Origin of the sequence: Thiomicrorhabdus xiamenensis, assembly GCF_013282625.1 — a bacterium.
In the GTDB taxonomy this organism is placed as follows: domain Bacteria; phylum Pseudomonadota; class Gammaproteobacteria; order Thiomicrospirales; family Thiomicrospiraceae; genus Thiomicrorhabdus; species Thiomicrorhabdus xiamenensis.
This window is the reverse complement of the sequence record NZ_CP054020.1, coordinates 1,839,728-1,862,475: the sequence shown is the minus strand read 5'-3', so window position 1 is coordinate 1,862,475 and position 22,748 is coordinate 1,839,728. Positions and strand designations below refer to the sequence as shown.

Annotated in this window: 17 protein-coding genes and 1 tRNA gene; 7 read left to right on the top strand and 11 right to left on the bottom strand. The window is 47.3% G+C overall.

All coding sequences use genetic code 11. The features are described from left to right. Positions 1-304: 304 nt before the first annotated feature. The 3 genes from HQN79_RS08600 to HQN79_RS08590 are packed head-to-tail and all read right to left on the bottom strand — an operon-like array spanning position 305 to position 6,254. Positions 305-4,510, bottom strand: coding sequence for a response regulator (locus HQN79_RS08600; RefSeq protein ID WP_173285619.1), 4,206 nt, complete (start codon positions 4,508-4,510; stop codon positions 305-307). 23 nt (positions 4,511-4,533) lie between these two features. Next, a complete protein-coding gene (locus HQN79_RS08595; protein ID WP_173285617.1) occupies positions 4,534-5,742 on the bottom strand; it encodes a porin family protein in 1,209 nt (402 codons plus the stop codon). Continuing rightward, entirely contained in the window at positions 5,742-6,254 is a 513-nt protein-coding gene (locus tag HQN79_RS08590; protein WP_173285615.1) for a hypothetical protein, read from the bottom strand. The genes HQN79_RS08595 and HQN79_RS08590 overlap by 1 nt, the downstream gene beginning before the upstream one ends. 432 nt (positions 6,255-6,686) lie before the next feature. On the opposite strand from HQN79_RS08590, the gene HQN79_RS08585 reads away from it, so the two are divergent. Next, positions 6,687-6,763, top strand: a tRNA-Arg gene (locus HQN79_RS08585). Positions 6,764-6,901: 138 nt separating this feature from the next. Here HQN79_RS08585 and HQN79_RS08580 read toward each other — a convergent pair. From HQN79_RS08580 to HQN79_RS08565, 4 genes are all read right to left on the bottom strand, one after another. Next, positions 6,902-7,270 carry a hypothetical protein gene (locus HQN79_RS08580; RefSeq protein WP_173285612.1) on the bottom strand — a complete coding sequence of 123 codons (369 nt, stop codon included), beginning with the start codon at positions 7,268-7,270 and terminating at the stop codon, positions 6,902-6,904. 183 nt (positions 7,271-7,453) lie between these two features. Further along, positions 7,454-9,895: a methyl-accepting chemotaxis protein gene (locus HQN79_RS08575; RefSeq protein ID WP_173285610.1), complete on the bottom strand. Its 2,442-nt coding sequence runs from the start codon at positions 9,893-9,895 to the stop codon at positions 7,454-7,456. A gap of 321 nt (positions 9,896-10,216) precedes the next feature. Further along, a complete protein-coding gene (gene trpS / locus HQN79_RS08570) occupies positions 10,217-11,224 on the bottom strand; it encodes a tryptophan--tRNA ligase (protein WP_173285608.1) in 1,008 nt (335 codons plus the stop codon). Between the two features lie 112 nt (positions 11,225-11,336). Continuing rightward, positions 11,337-11,804: a methyltransferase family protein gene (locus HQN79_RS08565; RefSeq protein ID WP_173285606.1), complete on the bottom strand. Its 468-nt coding sequence runs from the start codon at positions 11,802-11,804 to the stop codon at positions 11,337-11,339. Positions 11,805-12,045: 241 nt separating this feature from the next. Between HQN79_RS08565 and pcnB the strand changes: the two genes are divergently transcribed. The 6 genes from pcnB (at position 12,046) to HQN79_RS08535 (ending at position 17,379) form a co-directional block, all read left to right on the top strand. Continuing rightward, positions 12,046-13,491, top strand: coding sequence for a polynucleotide adenylyltransferase PcnB (gene pcnB, locus HQN79_RS08560; RefSeq protein ID WP_173285604.1), 1,446 nt, complete (start codon positions 12,046-12,048; stop codon positions 13,489-13,491). Between the two features lie 10 nt (positions 13,492-13,501). After that, positions 13,502-13,981, top strand: a complete 480-nt coding sequence (gene folK, locus HQN79_RS08555) for a 2-amino-4-hydroxy-6-hydroxymethyldihydropteridine diphosphokinase (RefSeq protein WP_173285602.1) — start codon at positions 13,502-13,504, stop codon at positions 13,979-13,981. A gap of 107 nt (positions 13,982-14,088) precedes the next feature. Continuing rightward, entirely contained in the window at positions 14,089-14,883 is a 795-nt protein-coding gene (panB, locus tag HQN79_RS08550; RefSeq protein ID WP_173285599.1) for a 3-methyl-2-oxobutanoate hydroxymethyltransferase, read from the top strand. A 17-nt stretch (positions 14,884-14,900) separates the two neighbouring features. After that, complete coding sequence (gene panC / locus HQN79_RS08545; protein ID WP_173285596.1) at positions 14,901-15,758, top strand: pantoate--beta-alanine ligase; 858 nt, start codon at positions 14,901-14,903, stop codon at positions 15,756-15,758. A gap of 81 nt (positions 15,759-15,839) precedes the next feature. After that, complete coding sequence (locus HQN79_RS08540; protein WP_173285593.1) at positions 15,840-16,622, top strand: motility protein A; 783 nt, start codon at positions 15,840-15,842, stop codon at positions 16,620-16,622. Next, complete coding sequence (locus tag HQN79_RS08535; RefSeq protein WP_173285591.1) at positions 16,615-17,379, top strand: OmpA/MotB family protein; 765 nt, start codon at positions 16,615-16,617, stop codon at positions 17,377-17,379. The genes HQN79_RS08540 and HQN79_RS08535 overlap by 8 nt, the downstream gene beginning before the upstream one ends. A 31-nt stretch (positions 17,380-17,410) precedes the next feature. Here the strand turns inward: HQN79_RS08535 and panD are convergent, their stop codons facing one another. From panD to HQN79_RS08515, 4 genes are all read right to left on the bottom strand, one after another. Next, a complete protein-coding gene (gene panD, locus HQN79_RS08530; protein ID WP_173285589.1) occupies positions 17,411-17,803 on the bottom strand; it encodes an aspartate 1-decarboxylase in 393 nt (130 codons plus the stop codon). A 218-nt stretch (positions 17,804-18,021) separates the two neighbouring features. Continuing rightward, complete coding sequence (gene ppc / locus HQN79_RS08525) at positions 18,022-20,808, bottom strand: phosphoenolpyruvate carboxylase (RefSeq protein ID WP_173285587.1); 2,787 nt, start codon at positions 20,806-20,808, stop codon at positions 18,022-18,024. A gap of 231 nt (positions 20,809-21,039) precedes the next feature. After that, a complete protein-coding gene (ppa, locus tag HQN79_RS08520; RefSeq protein WP_173285585.1) occupies positions 21,040-21,573 on the bottom strand; it encodes an inorganic diphosphatase in 534 nt (177 codons plus the stop codon). An 81-nt stretch (positions 21,574-21,654) separates the two neighbouring features. Then, positions 21,655-22,626: a class 1 fructose-bisphosphatase gene (locus tag HQN79_RS08515; RefSeq protein WP_173285583.1), complete on the bottom strand. Its 972-nt coding sequence runs from the start codon at positions 22,624-22,626 to the stop codon at positions 21,655-21,657. Positions 22,627-22,748: the final 122 nt, after the last annotated feature.

Sequence of the window (22,748 nt, the reverse complement as noted above, 5' to 3'; positions counted from 1 at the left end):
CCGCTTCTATCATATATAAGAGTGGAATTTATGATGATTCAATCATTTGATGGATTTATAGATAATGTAATTTCATATTCCTTAATAACGCGTTTGCGCCTTGTTAAGCCTTTTCTGGTTCGCGTTGTGTAACAAACCGACTCGCCATTGAGTTTGGGCGCGTAGATCCCCTAATTGGCTGCTGTATAGCAATCACTCGCGCTGAGGTTTGTTGATCGTCGTTTGCTTCGAACGCTTGTCTTATCTCTGAGGGAACCATCGCCAAGATAAGAGGGGGATCTTTGCCGATAATGCCTTCTTCATTTTATTCGTCGGTTGAATTAACAATTTCCAGGGCTTTGTCGAAATCAAAGTTGTTGATCGCGTGTAAAAGCGTGTTGAAACGTTTTTTATCCAGCAGCGTCTCAAACAGCGTTTGATTGTTTTCAAAGTAGACGGTGGCTTCGCCATCGAAATTTTCCAGCATTGCCTTGAGCTGACTCAGCTTATCTTGATGTTCGCTGGTGTCAACTGATGCCGGTGCCGCAGAATGTGCTTCCGTGGCTTCTTCGTTTACGGTCTGTACATACACGGAGAGTTCTTCAAAGGCTGCCTGACGGGCATTTTCCAGCGTGGTTAAGCGTTCTTCAAGTTCGCTCTGATTTGTCGTCCAGTCTTGTTCATGCTCTTTCAGGAAGTTTTCCAGCTCAGCGCTGTGTGCGGAAAGTTCCTGCGCGCCAACCGTTGCGCTGATTCCCTTAAAGGAGTGAATCAGGCGTAACATTTCCGGATAGTTGTTTTCTTTCTGAAGCTGAAGGAAATTCTCCGGCAGATTTTGGTATTTATCCACATACTGTTCAAGAATTGAGTGGTACAGTTTTTCCGAGCCACCGGCCATGCGCAGGCCGTCGTCAAGATTGACCCATTTGAAAGCCTGACCTTTGTGCGGATGAATGATCTCTTTGTTGTCGGGGACGTTTGAGTCGGCAAAAGTAGAGTCGTCACCGTGGTAATATTTGCCCAGAATCCGGTAAAGTTCCTGCGGGTCAACCGGTTTGCTTAAATGGCCGTTCATGCCGCTGGCAAAGGATTGTTGACGCTCCTCTTCAAGTGCATGTGCTGTCATGGCGATAATCGGCAATTTGCTGAATTGAGGATCCTTGCGAATAGTTTTGGTTGCGGTGTGGCCGTCCATTTCGGGCATTTGCACATCCATAAATACCATCTCGTAGAAATCGGGTCCTTTGGCCTGCAATTCGTTGACGGCTTCCAGGCCGTTATTGACCACGGTTACCTGGGCGCCTTTGGATTCCATTAACTCAACCGCAATCTGCTGGTTTAAAAGATTATCCTCCGCCAGCAATATTTTCATTCCTGAGACGTTCAGATCCATACTTTGTTCGATTTGACCGTTTGTCGTCTCCAGTTTTAAAGTGCTGCGCAGATGAGGGAAGTGCTGCGCCAGAAGTTGTTCGATATGTTTCGGTAATACCGGTTTGCTCAGGACATCCGGAATCTCGTACCGGTTACCCAGTTCGGCCATCGATTCTTGATCGTAGGCGGAGACAAGGATGCATTTAGGCAGCTGAGCGGGGCAGTTCTGCCTGATGAATTTGATAAACTCTTCACCGTCTTTTTCAGGCATGACCATATCAATGAAAATCAGGTCGAACTCCTTGGTACAGACCACTTTCTGAGCTTCATCAACATCTGAACAGCTGGTGATCTGCAGGCCGTAGATTTTAAGCAGGTTACCGAGGGTTTCCTGAGCAATTTTCACGTCGTCGACAATCAGCGCTTTGAGGTTTTCTTTGATTTGTGTTGGATCACGACGTTGAGGCGCGACTGGCAGATCCAGGTCAAAATAAAATGTCGATCCTTTGTCTTTTTCGCTTTTGACGCGGATTGTTCCGTCAAGAAGGTTGATGATTTTTTGCGAAATTGCCAGCCCAAGCCCTGTACCGCCGTATTTTCGGGTTGTTGAACCATCCGCCTGACTGAATTGCTGGAACAGGTTTGCGACCTGGTCTTGAGTCATGCCTATACCGGTATCTTGAACCTCGATATGCACCTGGATGCTTTTTCCGGTGAACTTACCGTCGATACTCAGTTTGACATAGCCTTCTTCGGTAAATTTCAAAGCATTGGACAGCAGGTTGTTAATGACTTGCTCAAGACGCAGCGGGTCGCACAAAACCCAGCCGGCGTTACCGAGAACATCTTTGGATTTAATCTCCACCAAAAGTTCCAAAGGGCGTTGCTGGATGGTTTCCGCCAGCAGGCTGGCCGAGTTCCCTAGTACTTCTTCGAGTTTCATAGGGATGGATTCGATTTCCATCTTGCCGGCTTCGACTTTCGAAAAATCCAGAATGTCGTTAATGATTTTTAAAAGCGATTCGCCGGCCGAATGGATTCGCTCGACATAATATTTTTGCCGCGGATCAAGCTTGGTTCTCAGGGCGAGATAAGCCATACCGATAATTGCGTTCATTGGTGTGCGGATTTCGTGACTCATATTGGCCAAAAATATCGCTTTGGTCTCTGCAGCAGCTTCGGCCTGTTCCTTGGCGCTAATGGCTTCCTGGGTTGCGGTATGCAATTCTTCCATCAGCTGTTTACGAATTTCAGCTTCATGCATGCCGGTAAACATGACCAGACAAGTGCTATGGAACGGTTCAAGCAACTCGACAACTTTCTCGTTGTAAGACGTTCTCGCATTAGCCAAAGCGTAAATCCCAATGAGTTGGTTGCCTTTTTTGATCGGAATGCAGATAAAGCGTTTAAGTTTGGGGTGGCCGTTTGGCGTTTTCTGCGAACGGGGATCATTTTCCATATTATTGTTGATGATCATGTGCTCTTTATAGAGCACTTCTCCGATCAGAGTATCCGGTGAGCAAAATGATTCTTGTGATTGTTTAAACTGATCGTACATATACTGGGACTCTTTATCCCAGGCTAGATTGCTCATGGCATGCATTTTAAGGCAACGCTGGTGATTGTCGTCCTTATAGACGACTTCAGCAATAAATCCGGATTCGCTGCCGGTGATGCCGAGGATGACTTTAAGAAGCTTGTCCCAGACTTTGTTTTCTCCGTCTTGCGTCGCTACGGAAGCTTCGGTGGCGGTTTTTAAGGCGTCCAGCAGTTTGTTTCTTAATTGCGCTGCGTCTCGGGCTTCGTTGCGCTCGGTGAGATCGGTCAAAATGCCGATAAATTCCGAATCGTTTTGTAATTTAATTTCCGATACGGCCAGCGCAAGCGGAAAAGTGGTGCCGTTTTTGCGCAGCCCTTCAACCTCGCGCTCGCCCTGATTGATGATATGACCGTGGCCGTTTTGAAGATAGCGGTTAATGTACTCCTGATGGTGGTTGGCATAAGAAGGGGGCATAATGATTTCGATATTATTGCCGATCATCTCTTGGCCCGAATAACCGAACATCTCCTCGGCAGAGCGGTTAACACGGGTCACCACGCCTTGTGCATTGATTTGGATAATTCCGGCGGCGGCATTTTCAAGAATGGCTTCATTCTGGCGTAGTGGTTCGAGTGCTGAAATTTTTACCAGACGAATCAGTACGATCAGGGCGATAAAGCCGAACAGCATCAGTAAGGACTTAAACAGGATGTTGTTGAAGCGGGTGTGATAAAGCTTGTTCACTTCTTGCATAATGGTTTCATAAACCAAACTCTGCATCGCATTGGAGTGTTCGATAATCGTATTGTGACTGCTGTCCGGAAGATGTTCGAGTTTGACGAGTTTATTTCCCGACTGATGCAGGGGGCGAAGATAATCGATCGTGATTTGCTGGTAGTCTTTAGCGATTGTTCCAAGCTTTTCGAAAATCAGCGGGTAGGTTTGGAAGAGATTTTGGTCGGCGTCCAGTTGCAGCCCGTTTTTTTCCATAATCAGGCTGATGTCGAGTATGTGTTTACGCAGCTGTGGGCTTGGCTTTTCGGCATAAATTTCCAGCATGCTTAAAAGTCTGCGGTAGCGACTGTTCCAGATTTTAAACTGCCAGGCAAACTCGCTTAATGCACTGATGTTGTTATTGAAGTAATGGCTGTTAAAAAGCTTTTTCTTGGCATTGATTAGGATGTTCTGGAGTTCAAGAGGTGGGATCTCTTCGCCTTCGTAGGGAGAGTAATAACAGCTTTTCCCGCTGGCGCAATTCTCGATTACCTGACGTTTGTCTTTAAAGTTTGTCCAGGCGATTTCAAGTCCGGGAATCTCGAAGAGCGGAGTGCTTCCGAGGAAATTCGTCATTAAGGCATCGGTTTTTTTTTGTGAAGCCTGCCAAGCGCTAAAGTAACGGCTTTCACCATTAATCAGTCGGTAACCGAGGTTGTCCTCTTCGCTTAATTGATTGGTCGTTTCTATGATATTGATGGCGTCTTTAGAACTCTCGATCCATTTGATTTCCTCGGACAGAGTTGAGAGGTTTTCTCCCAATATCCAGACAAACAAGGCAAAAATCAATACCGAAACGGCCTGTAAACTCAAAGTTGCGGTATGGATCTTTTGTGCCTTCATAGGGGGTCAGGTCCTTGATGAGGTTAGAACTGTTTGTGATAGTTTAACTGACCCGACAGCACTGACCAGTGTTTATCCATTTCATTGTCGTCATAATCCGGGAAGATCGGAATATTCGCGTGCCCTTGGCGATGATCGTATTGCGCAGTGAAGTTTAACTCCGGAAGAATATGCCAGCGTAATGCCAAGGTCGAGACCTTGCTGTAACCGCGCAGATTGTCTTCATCTCTTTTGTCGTTGTTTCCCAAGTAGTAAGAGTAACGGATCCAGGTTTCCAGACTCGGTAACGGAAGCCATTGCCACTGGAAATAGTAAGCATGGCCTTTGGTGTCGATATTGTCAGAGGGCTGGAAAGTGTATTCGATATCCGTATGGGTTTGGATATCCAGGTATTCGGAACTGAAAATATGATTCTTATACTGATACTGGGCGGAAAGCATATGTAGACCCACAGTATATCGAGCATTGCTAATAAGGCTTGTGACAGCTGGGTCAAGATCGATCATGGGTTCAGCATTCATATAACTGTAATTAAAGTGCAGGTTTGGAAGAGCGTTCGGCTCAAAATAAAGGTTGAGTCCGTATTTTCTCATACGGTTGATGTCACCTCGGTTATCGATCCCTTTTAGAAGGTAGAGTTCTAATGAATCGTCAGAAGTTGATTTTTCACCATAATAGGCATCAACTTCCAAGGTTCCTCCGGAAAGAAAGTGGGTTGAATAGAGGTTGACGCCGTCGGTGGACACCATGAAGTCACGCAGTCCTTCGAAATAGATGGCGCTTGGTAAAAATATCCCCGGCCGAGATGAAGGGTAATCACGCGAATCATTGTACAGTCCATAAGGGGTTTTGACGCGTCCGGCACGAATGCCTGCGCTATTGAGTCCATTGTCAAAAATCAGATAATCGGCAAGAAGGTAATCGATCTTGGGTTCGCCTTCATAGATATCGCCGAAAGTCTGTGAGAGAAGTTGGCCGCTGAAACGCCAGTCGGAGTTGTAAATCCAGTTCAGGTTTAAGCCAATTTCATTTAGTTTGAGGGAGCCTTTTTCCGAGTCCTTGGTTAAAAACGGACTGTCATACGATTTGATGAACCCCTGAGAGATAAAAGCGTTGGCTTGCACTTCTGCGCTTGCAGGAGATACTGCCAGTGTTGAGGCTAGAATCATGGCGTAGAAAAGTTTGCTGACGGGTTTGCCGAAACGGTTTCGGAGATGCATGGCCGGGAACATTATTTGCTCTCCTTTAGAATAGATGTTTGTGAGAGTCGATAAAGGTTTCGTGTTGCAATGTAGCCAACTGCACCAGGGGTTTTATAAACGTTTTGGATCATCTCTTCTTCATTTTGGAGTTCTATCGGAGCGATACCGCGACCGCTGAAAATCAGCCTATTCCAGATTCGTTGAATCTGGTAAACGTTGGTATTCAGGTATTTGTGAACAAATTCTCTGTGAACGGGGTTGTTTACAGGAAGGATAAAGGCTTGTATCGGCAAGCCGTTGGGCCAGCTTCGCAATTTGGAGGTGAATATTTTATCGATCATTTCCGGGCTGTAGGCATTTTGCTGCTGATATTCGACGACATGGCCATTCGGGTAGTGGACGATAACGGAGACGGTGGCATCGGCCGCGGCAGAGGTTTGGGCATTCAAGAGCAGGCTCAATGAAAGAATGCCAACCAAAGCAGAGAATAATTTCCGCCGATTAAGGTCTGTTTTAAGGAGGTAAGAAAAAAATATCGCCACTGCATGATCCTTAAAATGATGAAGGCAGCTTAGGAGTAATGCCAAGTAAATTCTGCTTACAACTATGATTTCATAAGCCTAGGATACTGTCAATTTCGTATTGCCTGCTTAAAATCAACTATTTAGATGAAAATTAGGACAGGTTTTCTTAAACAAGCCTGAGTAACAGGAGACGCTTTTAATTTTCTTTTCAAGCCGTGTAGGGTAAGTTTGACAGAGGTGAGAATTGGTGTGTTTTCGTACATTGAATTGCTGTTGGTGAAAGTTTTCAAAAATCGCCGCAAAAGAGTTGACAGGCGTTTTTTAGCCCCTATAATACGCGCTCAACAGGCAAGCGATGAACCGTATGGAACAAGCAAGCCTAGCGCAAAAAAGTTTAAATTTTATTTGACACAGATAAAGTTGATAACTATAATACGCGCCACAAACAAAGCGCCCGTAGCTCAACTGGATAGAGTACTCGGCTACGAACCGAGCGGTTAGGGGTTCGACTCCCTTCGGGCGCGCCATTATTTCAAAGCCTCGTTAGTGTTCACTGACGGGGTTTTTTGCTTTTACACTGTTTTATCGGTGGCAAAAAAATAACCCAGTAGTTTTTGGCTACTGGGTTTTTTTATTTAATGTCATAAGTCGGTTTGTTGTGCAGTTTAGATTCCCTGTTGTGGTTTAGCGCTCCAGTTGCATAGGCATTCTTCATATGCCTGATTGCTGAACTGCTGAATAACGTGCTGTTTGGATTCATCATCAAGTTGAACAGGAACTTGGTAGGCTTTTTGTAAATATTGGTAGGCGATGCTGTTGGCTTGTTTGTATTCCCAGCCTTGCTCAAGTAAGCGGTTGCCGACAGCGGTCATTACCAGGCCTTCTTGTCGGGAACTGATTACGTCTTGTGCAACGACTTTCATGAGTTCGCAACTGATTTGTTTGGTTGAAGGCGTTGTTTGTGCACTGGCAATTGGGGCGGAGAAGATGGACGCGATCAAAGCGCCGGATGCAATTAAAGTGGTAGTTTTCATAATGATACCTCTGATGCTATTGCGGAATATGGCTTATAACCATGTATTAAGAGTACTTATCTTTGCCACGAAATTAAAATAAAAATAATTTCTCCTCTATTGTCTGCTTCTATATTACGCAATGCTAATGTATAAAAAAGCCCGCATTATGCGGGCCTTTAGTTTGTATTGGCAGGTTTGGATTTAGAATTCTTCCCAACTTTCGTCGGTCGTATTCTTTTTGAGCGGGCTAATAATTTCCGATTTGGACGCCGAATTTTCACTGGTCGGTTGAGTTTGCGGTTTGGGTTTTTCGATCTTTGTCGCCTTGCTCGGGTTTGTTGCGATCGCAGCAGTTTGGTTTCCGTGAGGCTTTTGCGAATTTCTTCTGGCTTGTTCGGTGAATTCGGCCGAGATTTTAAATTGCTGCATGCGTTCAACCAGCCCGGATGTTTGCTGCTCGATTGCGGCGACACTTCGGGCCGAGTCTTCGACGAGAACGGCATTCTCTTGAGTGTTGCTGTCCAGTGAGGCGATCGCCTGATTCAATTGTTCGACACCTTGAGCCTGTTCATTCGATGAAGCGGCGATTTCTGCGACAATGCTGGTAACCTGTTGAATTGCGTCATTGATTTCATTGAGCGATTCTCCAGAGTTTTGCGCCAGTTCGGTTCCCTGTTGAATTTTGTCAACCGAGCGATCGATCAGGCCTTTGATTTCTTTGGCAGCATCGGCGGATTTTCCTGCCAGTGCGCGAACTTCACCGGCTACGACGGCAAATCCTCGGCCGTGTTCACCTGCTCGCGCGGCTTCTACAGCCGCATTCAGGGCCAGTAAGTTGGTCTGGAAGGCGATGGAGTCGATAAGTCCGATGATTTGTTCGATCTGTTCCGAAGAAGTTTTGATCTGTTGCATCGCTTCGATGGTTTGCGCCATGATTGCGGCCCCTTGCTGAGTTTTTTGCGAGGCTTTTTCAGTTAGTTGGTCGGCCTGTTGGGCATTTGAAGCGTTGTTGCGGATTGTGGAGGTCATCTCTTCCATTGTTGCGGCGGTCTGTTCGATCGACGCCGCTTGCTGCTGGATGCGTCCAGAGAGGTTTTCATTGCGGACGGATGTTGCTCTCATGTCTTCGGCGATGCCGTGTACAACATGGTTGACCTCTGCCAGTGTTTGCGACAGGTTGTCCAGCGAGCTGTTAATGGCGTCTTTTATCTCGCCAAGGCCGCCTTCGAATTCGCCTTGCACTCGATGGGTCAAATCGCTGTCCGCCAAAGCGTGAATCGCATCGGCAATATTGTGGTTGGCTGTGGCAATGGCGCTGGACATATGATTGATCTGTTCACCCAGATCATAAATGAAACCGTCGAGAACGCTGACATCGATCTGTTCGCCGATATGGCCTTTAGCAGCTTTCTCGACCATGGTTTTCAGGTTGGTTTCGACCTTGGATTGCATTTCGGCCATCTTCGCTTCTTGAGTGACGTCTTTCCATTCGGTAACAAAGCCTTCACGAGAACCGTCAATGTTCCAGATCGGGTTAACAATGATTTTCAGGTGGAGTTCGCCAAGCGCGAGGTCGGCGATATAGGTGTCTTTCAGTTCTTTCAATAATTTACGCTGATGCACCGGATTTACGTGGAAAATGTCGATGTTTTTACCGATCAAATCATCGGCCTTGAAGTGTGGCAGCATTTTCTGAATGTCTGCTTCAACGTTTTTCAGCGTGTTTAAGATCGACTCGTTCATATAGGTAATATTGAGATCTTCGTCCGCGATCATAATATTCGAGGTACTCTGGTCGACGACGTGGGTGATGATTTCCGCTTTGTTCATGTTGCAGCGGATTGCACGGATCATGCAGTTGATATATTGCCCGAGTTTATGGGTTTCCGCCGATCCGGTTTCCGGCATTACCGCATCCAGATTCATACCTTCTTCGTCCGGGAAGGCGGTAAGAATGCTGTCGCGCAAAGCTACAATCGGCTTAACCAGTCGCTGTCGAACCAGTAGCTCTATAGCCAAGAAGTTGATCAGGACAAGAATAATGACGAAGGTAAGTAATTCGGTCATGCGAAAAGTGGCGCTTTCCTGGTTCAGTTGAATAATTCGGTCATTACTGGTGGTTTCGATATATTCAAACCAGTCCGCTTTGGCTTTGATCGCAGGGCGGTCATCGACAACCACCTGACTGTCAATATAATCGGCCGGTGCTCCCTGTTGTTTCAACTCCATGACAACTTGCGCTTTCTGTGAGAATTCATTGACGGTATTACGGATGGTCTCAATAGATTGCGTCTCTACGGCTGAAAGGTCGCCAAGTTTTTTGTAGTTATCGAGTGCCTGATTAATGTTTTGAACGTTTTGGTTGAATGCTTCCAGGTAGCTGGAGGTACGGTAATCACTGTCGCCGCGCAGGATGAAGTTCTTAAAGTTGTGAATGAATTGTCCGTAACCGAGCTGGGCATCGATTTCATGGAAGATGGTGCGTTTTTCCTGAATATCGGATTGAAGGGTTTGCAGTTCGGTGTTGTATTGTTTATCAACAGCGATATAGATAGAGACTCCGATGATATTGATCGCTAAAAACAGGATCGTATAGATCGTCAGGAGAAGTTTAATGGACTTTCCGGTGTTGCCTTTTTCCATGCTTGACATCCTCTCAGCAGGCTTGTTTTGTATATACCCCATAAATAATAGGGGAGCCTGAAGTGTAATAGAAATACGAATAAGTACTTATTTTACGCGGGCCAGCGAGCTTGTTGGGGTATTTTTTTTGCGGCTGCGCTGTTATCTGTAGGTAAATGGTCTATTAACAGGAATAATGGCGATGATTCAAGGCCTAAAAGCAGAGGATCTGAGTTTAGTGCGGTTATTGATGCTTGGAAAGTTTGAGAAAAAGTATTATTTGAATGCTTTATGAATAGATAAAAAGAGGGCGGATTGCCCTCTTTTGATATCGGGATTGTTTTATGGAAGAACGAAACCGATTGTTTCCTGGAAGTCTTGCAACGTTTTTTGTGCTTGCGAGCGAGCGCTTTTAGCACCGTCGGCAAGAATCGCTTTAAGCTCTGCTTCGTCTCCGCGAATCTGCTTGAAGCGTTCCTGTATCGGCGACAGATAGTCGGCTACCAGTTCACCCAGTTCGACTTTCAGGTGGCCGTACATTTTGCCTTCGAAGTGTTTGACCACTTCGTCGATTGATTTGCCGCTGATCACCGAGTAGATGGTCAGCAGGTTGGAAACGCCCGGTTTGTTTTCCACATCGTAGTAAATTTCGGAGCCGGAATCGGTAACCGCTTTTTTGAATTTTTTAAGGATTTTTTTCGGGTCATCGGCCAGCGCGATGAAGTTGTCCTTATTTTCGTCCGATTTCGACATTTTCGAGGTCGGATCCTGCAGGCTCATAATTCGACCGCCGGAAGTCGCTGGTGGAATGAAAGGTTCCGGTACTTTAAATATTTCGCGCTCGAATTTATTGTTCAGACGAATGGCCAGATCTCGGGTTAATTCCAGATGCTGTTTCTGATCTGCTCCGACTGGAACCATTTCGGTTTGATAGAGCAGGATATCAGCAGCCATCAGAACCGGGTAGTCGAAAAGCCCGACATTGATGTTCTGAGAGTGTTTCGCAGATTTATCTTTGAACTGCGTCATGCGGTTCAACTCGCCCATATAGGTATAACAGTTCAGGATCCACGACAGTTCAGCGTGTTCCGGGACGTGCGATTGAATAAATACCGTGCTTTTGTCCGGATCGATTCCGGATGCCAGATACCATGCAACAAAGTCCAGGCTACGGTTTTTAAGGTCGATAGGGCTCTGCTCTACCGTAATGGCGTGCATATTGACCAGGGAAAACAGGCAGTTGTAGTCGTCCTGCATTTTGACCCAGTTTTTAATTGAGCCGATATAGTTGCCAATCATCAGGTCGCCGGAAGGCTGGATTCCGCTAAAAAGAGTCGGTTTTGCTGTCATGGTTCGTCTAAACTTTTGTTGGGGTTGATCGATGCCGCAGCCGGCAGAAAATAATTTAAATAGCGAAGTATTTTCGCACGTTTAAGGCAGAATCGCCAGAGGGGTGAACGGTTCAAAAAAGATAGGGAAGCAGTCTGCAGGTTTTCTCTTGATAAAGTGCATAATCTTGCAGTTTGCGTTTAAGAAGGGCTTCTTCGTAAGAGAGTTTGAGGATCAAGGTTAAGGCCAGTAACAGAAACGGTACCCAGATAGCTGCACGGTTTTCGCTTATTGCAACCGGCGCAAAAAAATAAAGAATACTGGCGTACATCGGATGACGGATAAAACGGTACGGACCTGTCGTCACCAAATCTATTTCCGGCATGGGGTCGGGGATGATATTGAAATGCCCCAGATGCATGCTTTTAAGTGCCCATAGGCCCAGAAAGATGGCGGCGCTTTGGATGACGAGTACCCAGTAATCGAGCGACCAGGGAAAGCTTAAATAAGTCAGTAGGGCGATCAGTGCGAACTGGGAAAAAACCAGTCCGTAAGACCAGATCGGGTGCGGGATTTTTGCAGTTTTTCCGTTTGGGGTCATTTGCCGGGTTCCTGGTCTGTCGAGTGGATGGTAGTCGTTTTTGATTAAAGTGTGCTTGCAAAGGCTGGAAAGCAGGCGGAAAATCGAGTACTTGCGTTGCAGTCTGGGCAAAAGGCGTTAAAATGGGAAAAATTTTTTATGACTTTCTTAAAGTTTCATCACTTTTAAACTGAACCTAGTTTACAGTGCAATTAGTTTAGCGGTCAGCAGGCAGCGTTTCAGAGATATTAAATCACAATCTATGCAGAGTTTTATTCGAAAAATCAGTGCCTTTTTTACCGGCTCTAACGCCTCAAGTTCAGACGATCATTCTCCTCTTGTCATTACCAGAGATGAGCATGATATTTCCCGGAGAGAAATCGAGAAAGCGGCGCTGGATGTACTCTATTCTCTTAAGCGCGCCGGTTATGATGCTTACCTGGTCGGCGGCTGCGTGCGCGATCTTTTGCTGGGTTTGGAGCCGAAAGATTTCGATGTGGTAACCAGCGCCGAACCAGAACAGATTAAAAAAGTTTTTCATAAGCGCTGTCGCTTGATCGGGCGCCGCTTCCGTCTGGCGCATGTTCGCTTCGGTCGGGTTGTGATTGAGGTCGCGACTTTCCGTGGGCAGAGTGTCAGTCAACCGCGCGATAATAAATTTTTCGGGCGTAAAAAGTTTGCTCAGAAGCGCGAAGTCGATGAGAGCGGAAGATTGCTGCAAGACAATATCTACGGCACGATCGATGAAGATGCATGGCGTCGTGATTTTACCGTTAATGCGCTGTACTACAGCATTAATGATTTCTCTATTCTGGATTATACCCGGCAAGGGGTAGATGATATTGATGATGGCGTTTTACGTCTGATCGGCGATCCGGAAACGCGTTACCGTGAAGATCCGGTTCGTTTGATTCGCGCTGTGCGTTTTGCCGCCAAGCTCGGTTTTCAGATCGAGCCGAAAACCGAGAAACCAATTCCTGCTCTGGCGCACCTTCTTTTGGATGTTTCCAATGCCCGTATGTTCGAAGAAGTGTTGAAGCTGTTCCATAGCGGTGTGGCTTTGCAGGTATTCGAAAAACTGCGTCACTATCACCTATTTGAGCACCTCTTTCCGCAGACGGATGCGATTTTGAAACAGGAAGTGGAAGGTTTTCCGCGTATGCTGGTCATTGAGGCTTTAAAGAGTACGGATGCGCGAATCCGCAGCGGAAAATCGGTCAACCCGTCCTTTCTGTTTGCCGCCATGTTGTGGGAGCCGATGGTTCAGAGAAAGCAGGAATTGCTAGACGAAGGAATGGTGCATCAGAATGCGCTGTTTGCCGCCGCGAACGAAGTCATTGAAAAGCAGATTGCCAATACCGCTATTCCGAAGCGTTTTACGGCGCAGATTCGCGAGATCTGGGGGTTGCAGTACCGTTTGCCGAAACGTAGTGGGGAGCGTGCTCAGGCGCTTCTTGAACATCCGCGTTTCCGGGCGGCATATGATTTTCTGGGTATTCGTGTTGCTGCCGGGGAAACCGATCAGGAACATCTTTTCGAATGGTGGACGGAATATCAGGAAAAAACTCCGGTTGAGCGAGTGGCGTTTGTCTCCAATTTGAAGCCGCAGCGCAAGCGTCGCCCGCGACGTCGTAACCGAAATTTTTACCGCAAACGTAGCCAGAATGCGGATAAGGTTGAGAGCGGTCATGAAGATACAAGCTCTTAAGGCGTGATGGATGGCTCATCGTGTTTTTCTTGGTTTGGGGGCGAATCTAGATCAGCCCGCCGAACAGATTCGAGCGGCACTGCGCGCTCTGGATAGTCTGCCTCAAAGTCGGGTAATAAAAAGCTCGGCGCTTTATACCTCGAGCCCTTTAGGGCCTCAAGATCAGCCGGATTATGTGAATGCGGTGTGCTTGCTGGAAACTCAGCTAGCGCCGGATGAACTGTTGCAGCAGCTACAGAGGCTGGAGATCGAGCAGGGGCGCGTCAAAAAACGTCACTGGGGTGAGCGAACTATCGATCTGGATATTCTGCTTTATGATGATTTGCAGTTACAAAGCGAGCATTTGCAGATTCCGCATTCGCAAATGCATTTGCGTGACTTTGTTCTCGTTCCATTGGCGGAAATTGCACCGGGTATTCTTGTTCCGGGGCGCGACAAGGTGGAAGAGTTGATCGCGGGCCTGCAGGACAGTTTCCTAAGAACGATTTAGATTATTCTTTTCTTGGTCCGGTCAGTTTTCTTAAGACCGCTTTTGCGGTAAATTATGCCCTCTCCATTCCCTTTTATTATCGCTTCAAATCACCGTAGGTTAACACCATGTGCAAAAACTTATCAGATCTGCAAAAAATGTATTCCCAGGGAGAAAAGATCGCATGTTTGACGGCATACGACGCTTCTCAGGCTCATTGGGCAGCGCAGTCCGGGGTTGATGTCATTCTGGTCGGTGACTCCCTGGGGATGGTCGTTCAAGGGCATAAAACAACTTTGCCGGTCACTATCGAGCAGATGGTCTACCACACGCAAATGGTGCAAAGAACCAATCATTCCGCTTACTGTATTGCCGATCTTCCGTTTATGAGTGATGCCACGGTAGAGCTGGCATTGTCCTCGGCCGCTCAGCTGATGAAGGAGGGCGGGGCGAATATGGTTAAACTGGAGGGTGGCGCGCGAGCGCTACCTGCCGTCAGAGCGCTTTCCGATATTGGCATTCCGGTTTGCGGCCATTTAGGTTTGTTACCTCAGTCGGTTGAAAAGTACGGTTACAAGGTCAATGGCAAGGATGCAAAATCGGCGCAGAAACTGATGCAGGATGCCGCCGATTTGCAGAATGCCGGAGCGGATATGCTGGTGCTTGAATGTGTGCCGGCGACTTTGGCGCAAGAGATTACCTTGCAGCTTAAGATTCCGGTGATCGGTATCGGTTCCGGCGTGCACACATCGGGTCAAGTTCTGGTATGGCATGACATTCTCGGGGTGACTCTGGGCAGAGCGCCGAAATTCAGTAAGAATTATCTGCAGCAGAGCGCTTCGATTCAAGAAGCGATCGAGAGTTATGTTTCCGAGGTTAAGTCGCAGGCGTTCCCTGCGCAAGAACATTTGATAGCCCCTTGATTCGAGAGAGAAATATCGTGAGAGTTGTTGAGACTTTAAGTAAACTGCGTGCCCAGATTAAAGAGTGGAAACGCCAGGGTTTGACTGTCGGATTTGTACCGACGATGGGAAACCTGCATGCCGGTCATTTGAGTTTGATCGAACTGGCTAAACAGAAAGCGGATAAGGTTGTGTGCAGCGTTTTTGTCAATCCGCTGCAGTTCGGTCCGGATGAGGATTTTGAGTGCTACCCGCGGACTTTTGAGGAAGATCGTCAGAAACTGGCCGAAGCACAGGCGGACCTGATGTTTTTCCCGAGTGTGCAGGAGATGTATCCGCATGGTCAGGAGCACCAGACTAAAGTGCTTGTTTCACAAGCATTAACCGGTTTGTTGGAAGGGGCTAGTCGTCCCGGACATTTTGACGGTGTTTCCACTGTGGTGCTGAAGTTGTTTAATATGGTTCAGCCGGACTTGGCGGTTTTCGGTCAAAAGGACTATCAGCAGTTAAAAGTAATCCAGGCGATGGTCGAGGATTTGGCTTTGCCGGTTAAAATTGTTGCGGCGCCGATTGCGCGCAATGCTGACGGCTTGGCGCTAAGTTCGCGCAATCAATATCTGACCGATCACCAATTGCAGGTCGCGCCGAAGCTTCAAGTGGCTTTGATGGACGTCGCATTGGCGCTGGAATCCGGTAATCGTAACTTTGCCGATCTGCGTCATGCGGCACAGGAAGCGGTTCTGGCGGCCGGTTTTGATACAGTTGATTATATTGAAATCCGTCATCCTGAGACGCTTCTTGAATCGAGTGATCAGGATCAGGCGTTTGTCATCCTTGCCGTTGCAAGATTGGGAGAAACGCGCTTATTGGATAATATATTGCTTTCTCTTGGCTAGTATCCAAAAATAATTTCCATTCTAAATTAAGCGCCCGAGTCATGTTTCGGGCGTCAAACGTTATCAAGAGTCTTTCTTATTATGAGTTACTCCACTCTGATTGGTCTATTGGCCGGGATTACCATCGTTCTTGTTGCCATGTCCATGGGGGAAGGTGTTTCACTTGGCGTCTTTTTTAATATTCCCGGCATGATGATTGTTGTCGGAGGTACGGCCGCTGCGACCATGATTCGTTATTCTTTGGCCAATTCTTTCAGCGCGATCGGAATGTCTTTTGACGTTCTTAAGGTGAATAAAGAGAAAACCGATCTCAACGAGCTGGTTGATATTACCGAAGAGTTGATACGCTTGGTTCGCGCCAAAGGGACTTTGGCGATGGAAGATTACGAGGTAGGTAATCGTTTTTATCAAAACGGTGTGCGTATGCTGGTTGACGGTTATTCAGCCGAGCTGGTTAGTCAGAGTCTGCACGAACAGACCAAGTTATTGACCGATAAAGCGGAAACCAGTGCCGGTGTTTTTCGATCCATCGGTGAGGCGGCGCCGGCTTTCGGCATGATCGGTACACTGGTCGGACTGGTACAGATGCTCTCTAATCTGGATGATCCTTCTTCGATTGGACCGGCTATGGCAGTGGCGATGCTGACCACCTTGTATGGTGCGATGATTGCCAATCTTCTGGCGTTGCCGATTGCCGATAAGATCGAGTCCTGGGCGAAAAACGAAACCTACCGTCAGGCCATGATTATCGAGGCGGTCGGTAGTATCGCCCGCGGCCATAATCCTGCGGTCATGCGCGATCTTCTGGAGCCGTACCTTCAGGGAACGGTTAATCCTAAAGCGAAGGATGAGTCGGGTGAGTAATAAAAAAGGCGGCAGTCCGCAATGGATGGCGACTTTTGCCGACCTGATGTCGCTGTTGATGGCGTTGTTTGTCCTTCTGTTTGCCATGTCTTCGGTGGATATTTCGAAATACGAAGCGATCGTTAAATCCTTTAATGAGACCCTCGGGCAGGGGAGTGAGTTGACGCCGGAGCAGGAGGCTTTTTTCCAGTCGGTGCAGAAAGAGATTGAGGCCGACCCTCTGGTCATAGAGGAACTTAAGCATAAACTGGCTTTAAACGAGATGGTCAATCGGGAAATGATGCAGCTCTATAAAGAGCTCAGTAACCGTTTTGCCGGTTCTGGCGAAGGAGCGATTTCCGTTGAGTATGATGAAGTCAGTAAGGAAGTAAAGCTGGTCTTTCCGGAGCAGATTGCTTTTGACCCCGGGAAGGCCGAGCTTAAGCCGCGCTTTATGGTTCTGTTGCGCAAGCTGCAATCTCTGCATAAATCCGATCTGATCGTGAAAGTTGTCGGGCATACCGACAGTCGTCCGGTTGTCGGCGGTCGTTTCTGTTCTAACTGGGAGCTTTCCAGCGCACGTGCATCATCGGTCATTACGCAATTGATCCGTGACGGCAGTATTGAACCGTCTCAAGGTATGGCGGTCGGGGTGGCGGATACTCAGCCTATTGATGTGCGTAATACGGAAGAGGCGTTTGCAAAAAACCGACGCGTAGAGGTCTTGGTTGCGAAAAGAAATCGCCCGACTTTACCGGTTTTGGGTGAGGACAGGTGAGTCCGGAGGATTCACCTGTTTACAGAAGAAATCAGCTTGCTTTTTCAGCCAGTTGTACCGGAATGGCGTTCGATGTCCGTGTGACTTGATTGTTCTCGTCAAAATAAACCATCTGCGGTTTGAATTTATCGGCGTCTTTTTCGCTCATGGTCGCATAGGTTGCGATAATCAGCAGATCGCCCGGTGAAGCTTTGTGTGCGGCTGCACCGTTGACCGAAATGATACCGCTGTGTTCTTCGGCAAGAATGGCGTAGGTAGTAAAACGCTCGCCATTGTTGACGTTGTATATCTGAATCTGTTCGTATTCACGAATGTTTGCCATCTTCATTAAATGGCCGTCAATCGCGCATGATCCCTCGTAGTCCAACTCGGAGTGTGTTGTGGTAACTCGATGCAGTTTGGATTTAAGTAAGGTAATTTGCATAGTTCTCTCGTTGTTACTTGAACTGAATAGATGTTAATGGCTTTTGGCCGAGTTAAATGGCAAATATAAGGCGATTATTATACTGGGTTTTTTCGAAGTATGGGATGACAATCCTGACATAATCTTCGACTGATTGTCAGTCAGCCTGTCCCAAAAAGCAAAAAACGCCGGGATTAATATTTTAACCCCGGCGTTTTTATTTGCGATAGCGCTCGGTTTTAACCGGTGTTGCGCATACCGGCCGCAATAGCATTGATGCTGTTTAATAGCGGCGTCAGCCAGATATTGCGATCTTCATCGCTTAGCGATTCGTCTTTATAACGACGCAAAATCTCGATCTGGATATTGTTCAGAGGCACCAGATATGGATTGCGGCGTTTCAACGAAAGCGCGATGGTCGGGTTGTCCGCCATCAGGTATTCGTTTTCGCTGATCTCCAGAATACGTTTACAGGCACGTGTATGCTCTGTGGCGATCTGGTTGTAGATATTTTGCGCAATTTCCTGATCGCTGCCGAGTTTGCTGTATTCCTTACCGATCACCAGGTTGGTTTTTGACAGAGCCATTTGGATATTGCTCATTTGAGCGCGGAAGAAAGGCCACTCTTTATACATGGCTTTGAGCTCTTCTTCGCCGTGCTGGTTGATCCATTGGTCGATAGCAAACCCGGTTCCCTGCCAGGCCGGGAAGGTCAGACGAGCCTGAGCCCATCCGAAAATCCAAGGAATGGCGCGAATCGAAGATTTCGACAGATTGCCTTTTTTACGGTGTGACGGGCGGGAACCGATATTCAGAAGACCGATTTCGGTAACCGGAGTAGCCTCGTAGAAGAACGTGAAGAAACCGTCGGTATGATCGGTCAGTTCACGGTAGCAGGCTTCCCCATCTTTAGCTAGCTGCTGCATGATATCCAGATACTTGCTGTTGTCCGCAGTGACCGGTTTAACCAGGTTCTGACTGGCTTTCATCAATCCCGTTACGCCCAGCGATAGTTCGTACATAGCGGTTTCAGCATTGCTGTATTTGTACGATAGAACTTCACCTTGTTCGGTGAATTTAATCGAACCGCGTACGGTTCCTGTCGGCTGTGACAGGATTGCGTGGTGCGTCGGGCCGCCCCCACGAGCCAGAGTTCCGCCTCGTCCGTGGAATAGACGGCAATCGATACCGTTGGCGTCGGCCAGTTTCATAATTTGTTGCTGTGCCTGGTATAGGCTCCAAGCTGAAGACAGGTTTCCGCCGTCTTTGGCCGAATCCGAATAACCAAGCATGATTTCCTGCTGGTTGCCGGATGCCGCCAGCAGCTCTTTATAGGTGTTGTTATCGAACAGCGCTTTAGTGACCGGAACAATGTGCTCAAGGTCAACAATGGTCTCGAATAGCGGGCTGATGCGGATATCGCAATAGGCCTGACCTGCGTTATAACCGGCAAGTCCGGCCTGGTGAGCCAGGAACAAGACTTCCATGATATGACTTGCTTCATGTGTCATGGAGATAACGTAGTTGTTAAACGCTTTCGGACTGATTTCCTGGCGCATTTGGCGCATGACATTGAAGACTTCGAGTACTTCTCGGGTCATGTCCTGCAGATCAAGGTGCTGGGTATCGATTACGGTTGCCGAAGCGACATGGTTTGCCAGAACGTCAATTCGTTCTTGTTCGCTAAGGGCGTTATAGTCGATATTCAGGTGTTGCAGCAGATCGGCAACCGCTTCGGTATGTACCGTAGATTCCTGACGGATATCCAGGCGCATCAGATAGAAACCGAAGGTTTTTACCAGACGGATAAGGTCAAGCAATTCGGCTTCGGCAACATTTTTATCGCCGTGACCGCACAGTGAATCAAAGATGATCTGCAGGTCGTTCAGGAAGTCGTCTTCGGAGTCATAAGCGAAAGGACTCTTGTCGAAAGGTTCGCCGTTAAGCTGCGCTTCGATATGTTCCAGATTGTGTTTCAGTTTGCCGTGAATCAAATATAGGAAACGACGGTAAGGTTCGTCTCTGAAACGTTCCGGACGGCTATTGAAAACCGATTTGATCAGGTCCGTATCGACGATAGCGGCGCGGTTAACAACCTCTTGCGAGATATGGCACAGGTGTTTTGAATGAGTCAGTTTGGAGCTCAGATCAAAAACGCGCTTCTGGTATTCGTACATCACCGCGCGGCTTTGTAGCAGCAGGGCGTGAATGGTCGTGTCGTGGGTGACGAACGGGTTACCGTCGCGGTCACCACCGATCCATGAGCCGAAGGTCAGGAAGTTAGGCGTTTCAATTTTGTCGTCCGGGTAATGCTTGGCCAGAGCGCGGTCCATATAACGATAAACGTTCGGAACCGCATCAAACAGCGATTGACGGAAATAGTAGATACCGTTACGGATTTCGTCTTCTACGGTCGGCTTTTGGCGGCGAACTTCGTCGGTCTGCCAAAGTACCTGAATCTGGGATTCAAGCTGTTGATGTAGTGTGTCAATTACGTAGCCGTTGTTGTAGTTTTCCGCTTCGTTAAGTGCGCTGATATCAAGGAAGATGCGGCGCAGGTTGTCCATCACGGAGCGACGTTTCGATTCTGTCGGGTGCGCAGTGAAAACCGGGATGTAGTTCAGTTTGCTAAGCAGTGTTTGTACTTGGCTGCCGCTTAATCCTTGTTCCTTGAATTCTTCAATGGTGTTCAGTACCGAGCCGGGCCAAAGAGGACCGTCGGATCTAAGCTGGCTTTGGCGTTCATGGTATTGATGCTCTTCTTCAGCCAGGTTAACCAAACTGAAATACACATTGAAGGCACGAATAATAAGATTGAGCTGTTCTGAGGTTTGAGATTGGATGAATGTCGTGAGTTCTTGACGAAGATTTGGATCGTCTTCTTTTTGAAGCTGGATGTAGCCTTTGCGTAATTTTTCTACCGCGTTGTAAGTTTCCTTGCCGACTTGATTCTCAATGACTTTACCAAGAATATTCCCAAGAAGCTTCACTCGCGCTCGTAGCTGTTTGTCACGATTTTCTGCCATATGTCTTCTCAATTTATTCAAAACAAAATTAGCGAATATTATAGCAGAATTTTTTTATGATTGCCTTGATGCACAATCAAATGCCTTGAAAATCGGTTTATTAACGGAGAAGGGGGAGTGCCGTCGTTGAGCGGGGGTAAAAATGGAAGAAATGTGTCGGGCGGTGAGGCAGTATTAAAATAAAAAATGCCGGAATGATTCCGGCATTTTCTGCAATCTAAAACGGGAAACTTACGCTTTTTTCGCGTTGTAAGTTTCTACTCCGTTCAGGATTTCCTGGCGGGCAGCTTCAACATCGCCCCAACCGTCAACCTTAACCCATTTTCCTGGTTCCAGGTCTTTATAGTGGCTGAAGAAGTGTTCGATCTGCTCCTTAAGAAGCGGAATATCTTCGACTTTTTCGATGTTTGAGTAGATCGGAGAAAGTTTGTCGACTGGTACTGCGACTACTTTGGCATCTTCACCACCGTCATCGGTCATTTTGAAAATACCGATCGGGCGACAGCGGATAACTGAACCGATCATAAGCGGGTGCGGTGTGACAACCAGAACGTCAACCGGATCACCGTCATCGGAAAGGGTGTCGTTGATGTAACCGTAGTTAGCCGGGTAGGAAAGAGTGGAGCCTTGAAGACGGTCAACCCAGACAAGATCGGTATCTTTGTCCACTTCGTATTTGATCGGTGGAGCGAAAGCCGGGATTTCAATGATTACGTTAACGTCGTTAGGGACGTCTTTACCGGCAGGAACTGCTGCATAACCCATAGTGTAACTTCCTTAAATTAAGTGTTTTAACGTAAAACACCCGCATTGAGCGGGTGTTAGTCGAATCAAGTGAAAATTCGATTATTTGTTGTGGTAGCCAACAACCTTAGCCACTTCGTTCTTAGAACCAAGAACAACTGGAACGCGGTCATGAATACCTTCAGGCTGAACGTCCATGATGTCCATACGACCTGTTGAAGATGCACCACCGGCCTGTTCAACGATCATAGACATAGGGTTTCCTTCGTACATTAGACGAAGTTTACCGGCTTTAGACGGATCACGGTTATCCCAAGGGTACATGAAGATACCGCCGCGCATAAGGATACGGTGTACTTCAGCAACCATGGAAGCAACCCAACGCATGTTGTAGCGCTTGCCTAGAGGACCTTCTTCACCTTTAAGGCAGTCATCGATGTACTGCTTCATTTCTGGTTCCCAGAAACGCTGGTTAGACATGTTGATTGCGAATTCTGCAGTGTCTTCAGGGATCTGGATGCCTGACTTGGTAAGAACGAACTCACCAACAGTCGTATCTAGAGTGAAGATGTTAACACCGTTACCGGTTGTCATGACAAGCAGTGCAGAAGGTCCGTATAGAACGTAACCGGCAGCAACCTGCTTGCGACCGTTCTGTAGGAAAACTTCTTGCTGGTCGCCTGAGCGATCGTCTTGTGCTTCAAGAATAGAGAAGATGGTACCAACAGAAAGGTTTACGTCGATGTTTGAAGAACCGTCTAGTGGATCGAAAGTTACCAGGTATTTACCTTCTGCAGAACCTGCAACAGTGTAGTCTTCTTCTTCAGAACCGATTCCGCGAACGAAAGGGTTGGAAACAAGCATATCTTTAAGCAGATCGTTAGAGATAACGTCTAGTTTCTTTTGTGTTTCACCTTGAACGTTTTCATCTTCGGTTGCGCCTAGAATACCAGCCAGTTCACCTTGACGTAGCTTGTATGCGATATCTTTACACGCAACAATTACATCATTGATAACCAGTTCTAATTCCGCTGGAACTTTGTCCGCAGCCAATACTTGATCAAGTCTTTTCATCGAGTTTCTCGCTGTTTAAATTGAAATTACAAATTCCGCTAATCATACCATGCCGGCCGAAAAATTCGCAAACCTTTTACCTGCTGTTACTGTGCTTACGTATTTGCAACCCTTGTTGTAAC